This is a genomic window from Kineococcus deserti, assembly GCF_050871945.1.
Classification (GTDB): Bacteria; Actinomycetota; Actinomycetes; order Actinomycetales; family Kineococcaceae; genus Kineococcus.
The window spans coordinates 63,413-76,295 of record NZ_JBJLSI010000003.1 but is presented as its reverse complement, the minus strand read 5'-3'; the positions used below and the strand labels follow the sequence as shown (position 1 = coordinate 76,295).

Here is a 12,883-nt window from a genome sequence, read left to right as displayed (position 1 = left end):
CACCGCCCGCCGCGCCCGTCAGCGGGCCGGGGTGAGGGCGTCGCGGACCGAGGTCCACGACTCCAGGACGGCGCGCACGTCGTCGCGCCGCTCGTCGGCCAGCGCCTGGGCGTAGGCGCGGTCCAGGACGTCGTCCACCCGGACGCGGGCACCGGTCTCGGCGGACTCCACGGCCGCCTCCACCATGACGAGGCTGAGCACGTTCTCGTGCACCTCCCCCATCGGGACCGGCCCGCCGCCCACCGCGGCGACGAAGGTGGCCAGCGAACCGGCGATGCCGTCACCCGGATCGGCCGACGGGGCCGCAGCCACGTCGGCGTCCGGGGTGTCCAGGACGGGCGCGTCGTCACCGTTCCACGTCGCCGTCCCGGTGGCCGCCGACAGCCGCCAGGACCCGTTCCACGACGTCTCGGCACCCGGCGCGCACCAGCTGCCGTGGTAGACGTACCGCAGCCCGCCGGTCATCTCGAAGACGGCGGCCGCGGCGGCGTCGTGGGCGTACCAGGACCACGACGGGTTGTACTCCTCGCAGTACACCGAGACGGGTTCGGCGTCGAGCAGGAACCGGGCGGTGTCGAACGGGTGGATGGCCATGTCCACCAGCAGGACGTGCTCCATCTCCTCGCGGAACCCGCCGAAGTGGGGGGCCTTGTAGAACTCCGTCGACAGCGTCCCCAGCTCGCCCAGGGCCTTGGCCTGCTCCTTGAACGCGAAGACGTGCGGGTTGTAGCGCCGCGACTGCGAGACGACGAACAGCTGTCCGCTGGCCTCGGCGGCCGCGACCAGCGACAGCCCCTGCGCGACGTTCTCGGCGACGGGCTTCTCCCCCAGCACCGGCAGCCCGGCGAACAGCGCCGCGGTCGTCACCGGGTGGTGGGCCCTGGGGATCGTCACGTTGACGACGGCGTCGGCACCGGTCCGCCGCGCCAGTTCCACGGCGTCCGGTCCGACGGGGACGTCGGGGACGCCGGCGTCGGCCGCGGCCTTGCGCGCGGCGTCGAGGTCCAGGTCCACGATCCCGGCGAGTTCGGTGTCCGGGTTGCCGAGGATCGTCGCGAGCCAGGCCTTGCCCATCCCGCCGGCCCCGACGAGGACGAGCCTGGTGGGCGCGCTCACTTCTGCTTCTCCGGGTCCAGCGCGCCCTGGTACCCGTGACCGTTGTAGAAGTCCTCGGTGTCGTACCGCAGCAGCACCGGGTCGGTGCGCTCGGGACGCACCGTCACCGCCCACTCGACGGCGTTCGAGATGACCTTGCGCACACCCTCGTGGAAGTACACGGGGTACTCCTGGTCGCCGGGCTTGAAGAAGAAGATCTTGCCGTGACCGCGCTTGAAGGTGCAGCCGGACCGGAACACCTCCCCGCCGGAGAAGCTGGAGATGAAGACGAGCTCGTCGGGGGCGGGGATGTCGAAGAACTCCCCGTACATCTCGTCCTCCTCGATGATCATCGGGTGCGGGACCCCCTGCGCGATGGGGTGCGTCGGGTCGACCGTCCACACGAGTTCGCGGTCGTGGGCGCCGCGCCAGCGCAGCGTGCAGCTGGTGCCCATGAGCCGCTGGAACACCTTCGACCAGTGGCCCGAGTGCAGGACGATCAGTCCCATGCCGGCCAGGACGTGCCGCTGGACCCGGTCCACGACCTCGTCGGAGACCTCGGCGTGCGCGGCGTGACCCCACCAGGTCAGGACGTCGGTGCCCGCCAGCACCTCCTCGGTGAGGCCGTGCTCGGGGTCGTCGAGGGTGGCGGTGCGGACGACGGCCTTCTCGCCCAGGTTGGCCTCGATGCCCTGCGCGATCGCGCCGTGCATGCCGTCGGGGTAGCGCTGGGCGACCGCCGGCTCGAGCTGCTCGTGGCGGTTCTCGCCCCACACGGTGACGTTGATCATTCGATGCTCCTTGACGGGTTACTTGACCGCCCCGCCGGTGGCCCCGGCGGCGACGTACTTCTGGGCGGCGACGAGCAGGACGATCGCCGGGACGGACGCGAGGACGGCCGTGGCCATGACCGAGCTCCAGTCGTTGACGTAGGCGCCGATGTAGTTGTAGATGCCGAGCGTCACGGGCCGCACGTCCTCGGTCGTGGTGAGGGTCAGGGCGAAGAGGAAGTCGCTCCAGGTGAACAGGAACGTGAACAGCCCCGCGGTGATGATCGCGTTGCGGCTGACCGGCACGACGATCGAGAAGAACGCCCGCACCGGGCCGGCGCCGTCGACGAGGGCGGCCTCGACGATCGACGTCGGCAGCGACTCCATGAGCGCGCGGCAGATGAGGATCGCGAACGGGATGCCCGAGGTGGAGTCGGCCAGGATCAGCCCGGGGATCGAGTTCAGCAGGCCCAGGTCGGCGTAGGCGCTGTAGAGCGCGTTGGCGATGACGATGCCGGGGACCATCTGGCTGATGAGGATGGCGAACAGGACGACGTTCGTCCAGCGCAGGTCGAACTTGGCCAGCACGTACGCGGCCGGGATCGCGACGACCAGGCTGAGCACGACGCTGCCCAGGGCCACGACCAGCGAGGTGACGAGGTTCGGGCCCTGCTCGGCGATCGCCGTGCGGTAGCCGGCGAAGTCGGGGTCCAGCGGGAACCAGCCGGTGTCCAGCGTGGCGCCACCGGGTTGCAGGGACGCGTTGAGCATCCAGTAGATCGGGAACAGCAGGACGGCCACGATGAGCAGGCCGAACGCGGTGTTGAGCCAGGGACGGCGGACGTCGGTCACTTCAACCCCTCAGTCTTCGACGGAGCGACGGTTCGCCCGCAGGTAGACGACCGCGAACACGAGCGAGATGACGATGAGGATGTTGCTCACCGCGGCGCCCTGCCCGAAGTCGAAGCTCTGGAACGACAGCTGGTACGACTGCGTCGTCAGCGTCTGGGTCGCGTTCGCCGGTCCGGCGTTCGTCAGGCCCAGGATGATGTCGAGCACCTTCAGCGTGTAGACGACGCCCAGGACGAGCGTGACGCTCACGACCGGCCGCAGCATGGGCCAGGTGATGTGCCGGAACGCCCGCCACCCCGTCGCCCCGTCGAGGGCACCCGCCTCGTACAGCTCGTCGGGGATCCCCTGCAACCCCCCGTGCAGGATGACGGCGTTGAACGGGATGCCGATCCAGATGTTCACGCCGATGACCGACACCAGCGCCAGCGACGTGCTCGTCAGCCACGGGATGCCCGCGTCGACGACACCGACACCGGTGAGGAACCGGTTCAGCGCACCGCCGTCGGTGTCCAGCAGCCAGCGCCAGACGGCGCTGGAGACGATGAGCGGGATGAGCCACGGCAGCAGGATCAACGACCGCAGGAAACCCGACAGCGGGAACTTCCGCCGGAAGAACACGGCCAGCGCCATGCCGAGCACGAACTGCCCGAGGATGGAGCCGACGGTGAACAGGAACGTGTTGAGCAGCGCCTTGCTGAACAGCGCGCTGCCGACGACCTCGACGTAGTTGGAGAACCCGACCCACGGGGCCTCACCGGTGAAGAACGTCGCGATGTCGTACTGCTGGAACCCCATGACGACGTTCTTGACGACGGGGTAGCCGAAGAACAGCGCCAGGTAGGCGATCGCGGGCCCCAGGAACAGCACGGTGACCCAGCGGTTGCCGCGTCCCGTCGCCGACTTCGCGGTCGCGGCCGTGGTCGTCGCGGGGCGTTCGGTCGTGGTGGTCATCGGTAGTCCTCCGCTTCCGCCAGCGCCTCGGCCGGCGTGGCCTGACCGGACAGCGCGAGCTGCACGGCCGTGTAGATCGACTTCGCCGCGGCGGGCCAGTCCTCACCGAGTTCGGCGGTGCGGGCGCGGGCGTCGGTGATGAGATCGGTGAACGTCGACATGTCCGGCCGTCGCTGCAGGTACTCCGCGCCCAGCGACGGCTTGCCCGGGACGGTGTAGCGCTGCTCGCCCATCGACAGCGAGCTGGTGTCGGACAGGAACGCCGTGAGGACCTCGGCGGCCTTGGCCTCCTTCTCCGCGTTCCCCGTGTTCGGGATCGTCCACACCTCCCCGCCCAGCGGGGCGACGGAGACCTGGGTCGCCGGGTCGCGCACGGGCAGGGTGACGATGCCGTACTCCAGGCCTTCGACGGTCTCCATCTCCGGCAGCTGCCACGGCCCGTTGACCATCATCGCCGCCTTGCCGGAGATGAACTGGTCCTTCACGTCGGCCTGCGTCCAGTTCAGGACCGAGCGCGACGCGGTGCCGTCGGCGACCAGGTCGGTCAGCAGTTCGAGGGCCTGCGCCGCCTCGGGCGTGTCGAGGTTGCGCTCGGTGCCGCCGTTGGTCCAGAAGAAGGGCAGGAACTGCCAGGTGTTCTCGTAGGTGGCGTTGGCGCAGAACGAGAACCCGTACCGGCCGCCCGTCGTGAGGGTCGCCGCGGCCTCCCGCAGCTCCTCCCACGTCGTCGGCGGGGTGAGGCCGGCGGCGTCGAGCGCCCTGACGTCGTAGAACAGCGCGATGGTGTTCACCGTGGGCGCCAGGCCGTAGACCTCGCCCTCGAAGGTGCCGGCGTCCAGGACGCCCTGCGCGTACCCCTGCGTCGGCACCCCGAGCGGCCCGAGCGGTGTGAGCGCCGTCGTGGAGGCGATCTGCTGCAGGTCGGGGTTGTCGAGCATGAGGATGTCCGGCAGCGTGCCGGACGAGCCCTGCTGCAGGACGCGCTGGATGAGCGAGCCGCCCGAGACGCTGACCCGCTCGAGGGTGACGCCGACCGACTGCGCCGCGGCGTCGAGGGCCGCGCCGATGATGCCGTTGTCGGGGTCGTTGGAGTAGGAGTCCATCACCCGCAGGACGTTCGGGTCCGAACTCACCCCGGAGTTCCCGCAGGCGGCCAGCGCGAACGGGGCGGCGAGTCCCGCTGCGGTGAGCGCCCTCCGGGAGATCCGGTGGTCGGCGTGGTGCACGTGCGCATCCCTTCGTCGTCGATGCGTATCGATTGCGGTCGTGGAACTGCGGTGTTCTTCCGGGGTCGGGATCAGTGGGAGCGGACGGAGGAGCGGCGGACGAGCGAGGCCGGCACCCGCCGCACCTCGGGTCCGTGGTGGTTGCCGTCGAGGAGTTCGAAGAGCCACTGCATGGCCTGGCGGGACACGTCCCGCGGGTGCTGCGACACGGCCGTGACGGGCACCGGGAAACCGGTGGCGTCGGCGTCGGGGGCGAGCGCCACCAGGTCCAGGTCGACGCCGGGACGCATCCCGCCGCCCTGCAGCGCGTGCACGACCCGAGCGAGCTGGGTGACCGCGACGATCCCGGTCATCCCCGTCGCCAGCACCTGCGCGACCTGCGCCTCGACCCGCTCACGCTCGACCGGGACCCACTGCAGCACGACGCCGCGCGCGGCGGCGGTCGCCTCGGCGGCGGCCCGGAACCGGGGGACGTAGTTCAGTTCGGCGGTCCCCCACCCGAGCACGGCGACCTGCCGGTGGCCGGCGTCGGCGAGTTCGCCGACGAGCATCCGGGCGCCGGTCTCGAAGTCGAAGTCGATGCAGTGCAGGCCGGCCGTGTCGGCGGGGACACCGATGAACAGCGTCGGTACCCGCAGGTCGCGGGCGATCTGCACCCGCGGGTCGTCGGTGCGGACCTCCATGAGGACGACGGCGTCGCACAGCGCCCCGCCGGCCACCCGGCGCAGCCCGTCGACCCCCTCCTCGGCCGTGACCAGCAGCACGTCGTGGTCGTGCTGGCGGGCGGCGAGGGTGATCTCCTCGATGAACGCCATGAGCCCGGCCGCGCCGAGCGCGCTGTCGAAGGGCATGACCACCGCGATGATCTGCGTGCGCTGGCTGGCCAGCGCCCGCGCCCCGGCGTTGGGCTGGTAGGTGAGCTCGGCGATCGCGTCCTCGACCAGCCGGCGGGTCTTCTCCGAGATCGGCCGCTTGCCGCTCATGACGTACGAGACGGTGCTCTGGGAGACGCCGGCGACGCGCGCCACGTCCTTGCTCGTCACGGTCCTGCTCGCCCGGGCCACACCGCCTCCCTCCCGCTCGACGTCGATGCGTATCGACGCGACCGTAACCCACACCCGTCGGCGGGCACAACCCGGTCCTGGAGCTGGGAACGTGACGCGGCCAGACGCGAAGCAGCGCTGCAGCCGTCGGGCGACACGCCGGTCCCGCAAGGCCCGGCACGGCGTGTCCTGAGCCGGCGGCAGCGCTGGTTCACCCGGCGACGCTCACCTGGGCGTCGGCACCAACCCCACTTGCTGCAGGAACCCGGCGAGGTCGTAGTAGTGCCGGTCGCGCACGACGCGACCTCCGCGCAGCCAGGTGAGCGAGGCCCCCGGCGTCCGGAACCGCCGGCCGGTGGCCGGCAGGCCGCGTGCGGGATCGGCCCGGTCGTTGGTGCCCTCCACGATCCACTCCAGCGCCACGTGGTCACCGTCGCCGAAGGCGCTGGTGAGCTCGATGCGGTAGTCGGTGGAGGTCGTGTCGTGCAGGCTCTGCACGTACTGCGCCACCTCGTCGCGGCTCTCGCACCGCACCCGCAGGGCCACGTCCTCGACCACCGCGTCCTCGGCCAGGTACGCCGTCACCGCCGACGGGTCGTGCGCACCCCACGCCTGCACGTACTCCCGGGCCCACTCCTCCGCCGCCTGCGTACCGGCCGGCGCCTGACTGGTCATGCGTCCCCTCCATCCTCGACGTCGAGGCGACCGTTTCCCGCCGCGCCGGGGCCGAGCAGGGCACAAGGTCCCGCGCGAACCCGACGCGCGCCCGGGGAAGGAGGAGTCAGCGAGCGGCCAGCGCACCCCGCACCGACGTCCACCCCTTGAGCACCGCGGCCACGTCGTCGCGCTGCTCGTCGGCCAGCGCCCGGGCGTGGGCCTCGTCGAGCACGTCGTCCAGCAGCACCCGGGCCCCCGAGGCCGCCGAGGACACCGCGGCCTCGACCATCGCCAGGCTGAGCACGTTGTCGTGGACCTCGCCCCACAGCGGCGCGGCCTCCCGCAGGAACCGGGTGAACGCCGCCAGCGAACCGGCGATCCCCTCCCCGGGGTCGGGCGCCGAGGCCGCCTGCGCCCCCTCGAGCACCGGTTCGTCGTCGCCGCTCCACACCGCCGACCCGGCGGCACCGGAGGCCCGCCAGGAACCGTTCCAGGACGTCTCCAGGCCGGGGGCGCACCAGCTGCCGGTGAACGTGTACCGCGCCCCGTTCGACATCGCGAACACCGCCGCGGCCGAGGCGTCCCCGGCGTACCAGGACCACGACGGGTTGAAGGACTCGCAGTAGACCGACACCGGTTCGGCGCCCAGCAGGAACCGCGCGAGGTCGAACTGGTGGATCGCCATGTCCACCAGCAGGGGCTGGGCCATCTCCTCCCGGAACCCGCCGAAGTGCGGGGCCTTGAAGAACTCCGTCGACAGCGAGCCGACGTCCCCCAGCGCCCGGACCTGCTCGCGGAAGGACTCCACGTGGGCGTTGTACCGGCGCGACTGGGAGACGACGAACGGCTGTCCGCTGGCCTCGGCCGCCGCGACGAGGGACAACGCCTGCGCCACGGTCGGCGCGACGGGTTTCTCCCCCAGCACGGGGTACCCGGCGAACAGCGCCGCCGTCGTCACCGGGTGGTGGGCCTGCGGGACGGTGACGTTGACGACGGCGTCGGCCCCGGTCGCCCGGGCCACCTCCACGACGTCGCGGCCGGTCGGCACGTCGGGAACCCCCGCCGCCTCCAGCGCGGCGGTGGCGACGGCCAGGTCCAGGTCGACGACGCCGGCCAGTTCCACGTCGGGGTCGGCCAGGATCGTCCCCAGCCACGCCTTGCCCATCCCGCCGGCCCCGACGAGGACGACCCTCACCGCTGCTCCTGCTTCGAGGGGTCGAGAGCCCCCTGGTACCCGTGACCGTTGTAGAAGTCCTCGGTGTCGTACCGCAGCAGCACCGGGCCGGTGCGCTCGGGACGCACGGTGACGGCCCACTGCACGGCGTTGGAGATCACCTTGCGCACGCCCTCGTGGAAGTACGTCGGGTACTCCTGGTCGCCCGGACGGAAGTAGAAGATCTTCCCGTACCCGCGCTTGAACGTGCAGCCGGACCGGAACACCTCCCCGCCGGAGAACGACGAGATGAAGACGAGTTCGTCGGGGGCGGGGATGTCGAAGAACTCCCCGTACATCTCGTCCTCCTCGATGATCAGCGGGTGCGGGACCCCCTGGGCGATCGGGTGCGTCGGGTCCACCGTCCACACCAGTTCGCGGTCGTGCTCGGCCCGCCAGCGCAGCGTGCACGAGGTGCCCATCAGCGACTGGAACACCTTCGACCAGTGGCCCGAGTGCAGGACGATCAGGCCCATGCCGGCCAGGACGTGCCGGTGCACCCGCGCGACGACCTCGTCGGAGACCTCGGCGTGCGCGGCGTGACCCCACCAGGTGAGCACGTCGGTGCCCGCCAGCACCTCCTCGGTCAGCCCGTGCTCGGGGTCGTCGAGGGTGGCGGTGCGCACCTGGACGGACGCGCCGAGGTTCGCCTCCAGGCCTTCGGCGATCGCGCCGTGCATGCCGTTCGGGTAGCGCTTGGCCACCTCGGGTTCCAGTTGCTCGTGGCGGTTCTCGCCCCACACGGTCACACGAATCATGAGCAAGGCTCCTAGGACTTCACGGCGCCGCCCGTGACCCCGGCGGCGACGTACCGCTGGGCCAGGACGAGCAGGACGATGGCGGGCAGGGACGACAGCACGGCAGTGGCCATGATCGGAGACCAGTCCGCGACGAAGCTGCCGACGTAGGTGTACAGACCGAGGGTGATCGGGCGCAGGTCCTCGGTCGTGGTGAGGGTCAGGGCGAAGAGGAAGTCGCCCCAGGCGAACAGGAACGTGAACAACCCGGCGGTGATGAGCGCGTTGCGGCTCATCGGCAGGACGATCGAGAAGAACGCCCGCACGTGGCCGGCCCCGTCGACGTAGGCCGCCTCGACGATCGAGGCCGGGATGGACCCCATGAAGGCCCGCATGAGGATGATGGAGAACGGGATGCCGGCGGCGGAGTCGGCCAGGATCAGCCCGCCGAGGGTGTTGAGCATCCCCAGGTCGCTGTAGACGCTGTACACCGCGTTGGTCACGACGATCGGCGGCACCATCTGCGTGATGAGGATGCCGAACAGGATCACGGTGGCCCAGCGGCCGAACTTGAAGTGGGCCATCGCGTACGCGGCCGGGGTGGCGACCACCAGGCTGAACACCACGGCGCCGAGGCTGATCAGCAACGAGGTGACCAGGTTGCGGCCCTGGTCGGCGATGGCCGTGGTGTAGCCGCGCAGGGTGAAGTCGAACGGCAGCCAGGGCGTGGCGACGGCGTTGCCGGCCGGCTGCAGCGAGACGTTGATCATCCAGTACAGCGGGAACAGCATGAAGGCCAGGATGAGGATGCCGATCACGGTGTGCACGGGGCGGCGCGGGGCCTTGCCCGTCGGGCGCACCTCGGCGGCCGCCGCACCGACGCGCGCGGGGACGACTGCGCTCATTCGTCGACCGCCTTCCGGTTGAGCCGCAGGTAGACCACGGCGAAGACGAGGGAGATGACGATCAGGATGTTGCCCAGCGCCGCGCCGGCACCGAAGTCGAACTGCCGGAACGACATGTCGTACGCGAACGTCGAGATCGTCTGGGTCGAGTTCGCCGGCCCGCCGTTGGTCAGCCCGAGGATCACGTCCAGGACCTTGACGGTGTACACGACGCCGAGCACGAGGACGACGGTCACCACCGGCCGCAGCAGCGGCCAGGTGATGTGCCGGAACGCCCGCCAGCCGGTGGCCCCGTCCAGCGAACCCGCCTCGTACAGCTCCTCGGGGATCTCCTGCAGACCGCCGTAGAGGATGGTCATGTTGAACGGGATGCCCAGCCAGATGTTCACCCCGATGACCGCCACGAGGGCCAGTGACGTCGACGTGAGCCAGTTCGGGCTGACGTCGACCCCGGGGACCGCCGAGAGGATGCGGTTGAGCACCCCGTTGTCGGTGTCCAGGATCCACCGCCACACCGCCGTCCCGGCGATCATCGGGATGAGCCAGGGCAGCAGGATCAGCGAACGCAGGATCCCCGAGAGCGCGAACCTCTTGTGGAAGAACAGGGCGATGGCCAGGCCGATGACGAACTGCCCGGCGATGGACCCGGCGGTGAACAGCAGCGTGTTGAGCAGCGACCGGTCGAAGATGGCGTTGCCGAGGACGTTGCGGTAGTTCTCCAGCCCGATCCACGGCGCCTCACCGGTGTAGAACGTCCGGGTCGTGTACTCCTGGAAACCCATGACGACGTTCTTGACCACGGGGTAGCCGAAGAACAGCACCAGGTACACCACGGCGGGGACGATGAACGCGACCTCCACCAGCCGCGTCCGCAGGTGGTGCGGGACCCTCCTCGCCGGCGCACCGGCCGACGAGGAGGTCTTCGCCGGGCCGTGGGTGGCCAGCTCAGCCATTCTGCGCCTGCGCCAGCGCGTCCTGCGGCGTCATGCCGCCGACGAGCGCGTTCTGCACCGCGGTGTAGATCTTCGTCGCGGCGTCCGGCCACTCCGGGCCGAGCTCACCGGTGCGGGCACGCAGGTCCGGCACCTGGTCGGCGAACGTCTGCAGGTTCGGGTTCTGCGAGGTGACCTGCCCGGCGAGTTCGGGCTTGGTGGGCACGGTGCCCGTGCCCAGCGAGATGGTGACCTCGTTCTCGTCGTTGTTCAGGCACTGGACGAGTTCGGCGGCCTTCTTCTGCTTCTCCTGGTCGCCGGTGTTCGGGACCGTCCACGCCTCCCCGCCGAACGGCGAGACGACGGTGCCGCCGGCCGTCGGTGCGGGGATCGGGACGATGCCGTACTCCAGGCCCTCCACGGCGTCCAGGGTGCCGAAGTTCCACGGCCCGTTGACCATCATGGCCGCGTTGCCGGCCGTGAACTGGTCGGCGACGTCGGCCTGCGACCAGTTCACCGACGACTGCGACAACGACCCGGAGTCCAGCAGGTCCTTGATCAGCTGCAGGGCCGCGGCGGTCTCGGGGGTGTTGATGTCCTTCTCGTCCCCGCCGTTGGACCACATGAACGGCAGGAACTGCCAGGTGCCCTCGTAGGTGTTGACGTTCGACATCGCGAACCCGTACTGGTCGCCGACCGTCAGCGTCGCCGCGGCGGTCTTCAGCTCGTCCCACGTCGTCGGCGGGGTGACGCCGGCCGCGTCGAGGACCGTCTTGTTGTAGAACAGCGCGATCGTGTTGGTGACCGGCTGCAGGCCGTACAGCTTGCCCTCGTAGGTCGACGCCTTCAGCACCCCCTCGGCCACACCGCTGGAGTCGATGCCCAGGTCGTCCAGCGGGGCCAGCGCACCGGAGGCGGCGATCTGCTGGACGTCGGGGTTGTCGAGCATGAGGACGTCCGGCAGCGTCCGCGACGAGCTCTGCTGCAGGACCTTCTGGATGAGGGTGTCGCCCGGGACGGATTCGCGGTCGATCTTCATGCCGACCTCGGTGCCGCACTCCTCGATCGCGGTGTTCCACAGCGTGGCGTTGGGGTCGGAGTTGTAGTAGTCGAGCACCCGCAGCGTGTCCGACGCCGCGTTGGCCGAACCCCCACCACCACCGCCGCTGCCACCGCCGCAGGCCCCGAGGGTCAGCGGCAGCAGGGCCAGGACGGCGACGGCGGTGCGGACCCGTCCGGTGCTTCCAGTGCGAGCCATGTCGTTCCTCTCCTCGTGCTCACGGCGGTGTGAGCGTGTGTGTGCTGGTGTGGGCCGGTGCGCGTCAGCGCGCCGGGCGGACCGAACGTCGGCGGGTCAGGGTGGGCGGTACCAGGCGGACCTCGCCGGGCGCCGCGGGATCCTCGAGCAGCGTGAACAGCCACTCGACGGCCTGCCGGGACACGTCCCGGGGTTGCTGGGAGACCGCGGTGACGGGGACGGCCTGCGCCTCCGCCTCCGCGTCGGTGCACAGGGCCACGACGTCGACGTCCCGGCCGGGGCGGATCCCGCGGTCCAGCAGGGCGCCCAGGGTTTCCGGGACGCTGTCCGCGATGAGCAGCCCCGGCAGCGGGGAACCCGCCGCGAGGACCTCGTCGACGGTGGCGTTGATCGCGGCCGAGTCGCGCGGGACCTCGAGCCAGCGCAGCGGAACCCCCGCCGTGGCCGCCGCCTGCTCGGCGCCGCGGCGGAACCGCGGGACGTAGTTCACCCCGCGGCCGACCACGGGATCTCCCCAGCCCATCGCCACGATCTGCGCCGCCCCCGCCGCGACGAGTTCGCCGACGAGCAGCTCGGCGCCCCCGCCGAAGTCGAAGTCGATGCAGTGCAACGTGCTGCCCGGTTCCAGGGCCTCGTCGGGGTACCCGATGAACAGGCTCGGCTGGGCCAGTCCGCGGGACACCTCGGCGCGGTCGTCGACCGTGCGGACCTCCATGACGACCATCGCGTCGCACAGCGCGCGCCCGGCCACGCGGCGCAACCCGGCCGACCCCTCGTCGGCCGTCACGAGCAGGACGTCGTAGTCGCGGCGACGGGCCTGCGTGGCGATCTCGTCGATGAACGCCATGATCCCGCCGACGCCCAGGCTGGACAGGACGGGGTGGACGATCGCGATGATGTTCGTCCGCTGACCGGCCAGCGCCCGGGCCCCGGCGTTGGGTTCGTACAGCAGTTGCGCCATCGCGTCCTCGACGAGCCGCCTCGTCTTCTCCGAGATGGGCCGCTTGCCGCTCATGACGTACGACACGGTGCTCTGGGAGACGCCGGCGACGCGCGCGACGTCCTTGCTCGTCGGAACCCTGCTCGGAACCCTGGACACGCCACCCTCCTCACTGAGAGCCGCACCGGACCCCTCGTCGGATCCGTCGATGCGCATCGTCGATGCGCATCGCGAAGTTAGCCCCGACGGGTGGAACCGCACAAGGGGTCCGTCAAGTTCACCCGCCGGTGCGTCGATGCAGCCC

At 70.8% G+C, this 12,883-nt stretch carries 13 protein-coding genes; all 13 read right to left on the bottom strand.

Annotation, left to right across the window (positions count from 1 at the left end; genetic code table 11):
- Positions 1-18: 18 nt before the first annotated feature.
- The 13 genes from ACRYR2_RS03530 to ACRYR2_RS03470 all read right to left on the bottom strand — a co-directional run bounded on the left by ACRYR2_RS03530 (position 19) and on the right by ACRYR2_RS03470 (position 12,738).
- Positions 19-1,116, bottom strand: a complete 1,098-nt coding sequence (locus ACRYR2_RS03530; RefSeq protein WP_432561446.1) for a Gfo/Idh/MocA family protein — start codon at positions 1,114-1,116, stop codon at positions 19-21.
- Positions 1,113-1,886: a ThuA domain-containing protein gene (locus ACRYR2_RS03525; protein ID WP_432561445.1), complete on the bottom strand. Its 774-nt coding sequence runs from the start codon at positions 1,884-1,886 to the stop codon at positions 1,113-1,115. Before ACRYR2_RS03525 ends, ACRYR2_RS03530 begins: the two co-directional genes overlap by 4 nt.
- An 18-nt stretch (positions 1,887-1,904) precedes the next feature.
- Positions 1,905-2,717: a carbohydrate ABC transporter permease gene (locus tag ACRYR2_RS03520; RefSeq protein WP_432561444.1), complete on the bottom strand. Its 813-nt coding sequence runs from the start codon at positions 2,715-2,717 to the stop codon at positions 1,905-1,907.
- Positions 2,718-2,726: 9 nt separating this feature from the next.
- Positions 2,727-3,668: a carbohydrate ABC transporter permease gene (locus ACRYR2_RS03515; protein WP_432561443.1), complete on the bottom strand. Its 942-nt coding sequence runs from the start codon at positions 3,666-3,668 to the stop codon at positions 2,727-2,729.
- Positions 3,665-4,894: a sugar ABC transporter substrate-binding protein gene (locus ACRYR2_RS03510; protein WP_432561442.1), complete on the bottom strand. Its 1,230-nt coding sequence runs from the start codon at positions 4,892-4,894 to the stop codon at positions 3,665-3,667. The genes ACRYR2_RS03515 and ACRYR2_RS03510 overlap by 4 nt, the downstream gene beginning before the upstream one ends.
- A 71-nt stretch (positions 4,895-4,965) precedes the next feature.
- Positions 4,966-5,937, bottom strand: a complete 972-nt coding sequence (locus ACRYR2_RS03505; protein WP_432561441.1) for a LacI family DNA-binding transcriptional regulator — start codon at positions 5,935-5,937, stop codon at positions 4,966-4,968.
- 225 nt (positions 5,938-6,162) lie between these two features.
- Complete coding sequence (locus ACRYR2_RS03500; RefSeq protein WP_432561440.1) at positions 6,163-6,612, bottom strand: ester cyclase; 450 nt, start codon at positions 6,610-6,612, stop codon at positions 6,163-6,165.
- A 106-nt stretch (positions 6,613-6,718) separates the two neighbouring features.
- On the bottom strand, positions 6,719-7,789 hold the full coding sequence (locus ACRYR2_RS03495) for a Gfo/Idh/MocA family protein (RefSeq protein ID WP_432561439.1): 1,071 nt from the start codon (positions 7,787-7,789) through the stop codon (positions 6,719-6,721).
- Complete coding sequence (locus ACRYR2_RS03490; protein ID WP_432561438.1) at positions 7,786-8,565, bottom strand: ThuA domain-containing protein; 780 nt, start codon at positions 8,563-8,565, stop codon at positions 7,786-7,788. Before ACRYR2_RS03490 ends, ACRYR2_RS03495 begins: the two co-directional genes overlap by 4 nt.
- An 11-nt stretch (positions 8,566-8,576) precedes the next feature.
- Positions 8,577-9,449: a carbohydrate ABC transporter permease gene (locus ACRYR2_RS03485; RefSeq protein WP_432561437.1), complete on the bottom strand. Its 873-nt coding sequence runs from the start codon at positions 9,447-9,449 to the stop codon at positions 8,577-8,579.
- Positions 9,446-10,402, bottom strand: a complete 957-nt coding sequence (locus tag ACRYR2_RS03480) for a carbohydrate ABC transporter permease (RefSeq protein WP_432561436.1) — start codon at positions 10,400-10,402, stop codon at positions 9,446-9,448. The genes ACRYR2_RS03485 and ACRYR2_RS03480 overlap by 4 nt, the downstream gene beginning before the upstream one ends.
- Positions 10,395-11,639 (bottom strand): sugar ABC transporter substrate-binding protein, encoded by a 1,245-nt coding sequence (locus ACRYR2_RS03475; protein ID WP_432561435.1) that lies wholly within the window; start codon positions 11,637-11,639, stop codon positions 10,395-10,397. The genes ACRYR2_RS03480 and ACRYR2_RS03475 overlap by 8 nt, the downstream gene beginning before the upstream one ends.
- Positions 11,640-11,703: 64 nt before the next feature.
- The gene (locus tag ACRYR2_RS03470; protein WP_432561434.1) at positions 11,704-12,738 is read right to left on the bottom strand and encodes a LacI family DNA-binding transcriptional regulator; all 1,035 of its coding nucleotides are present in this window, start codon (positions 12,736-12,738) and stop codon (positions 11,704-11,706) included.
- Positions 12,739-12,883 lie beyond the last annotated feature (145 nt).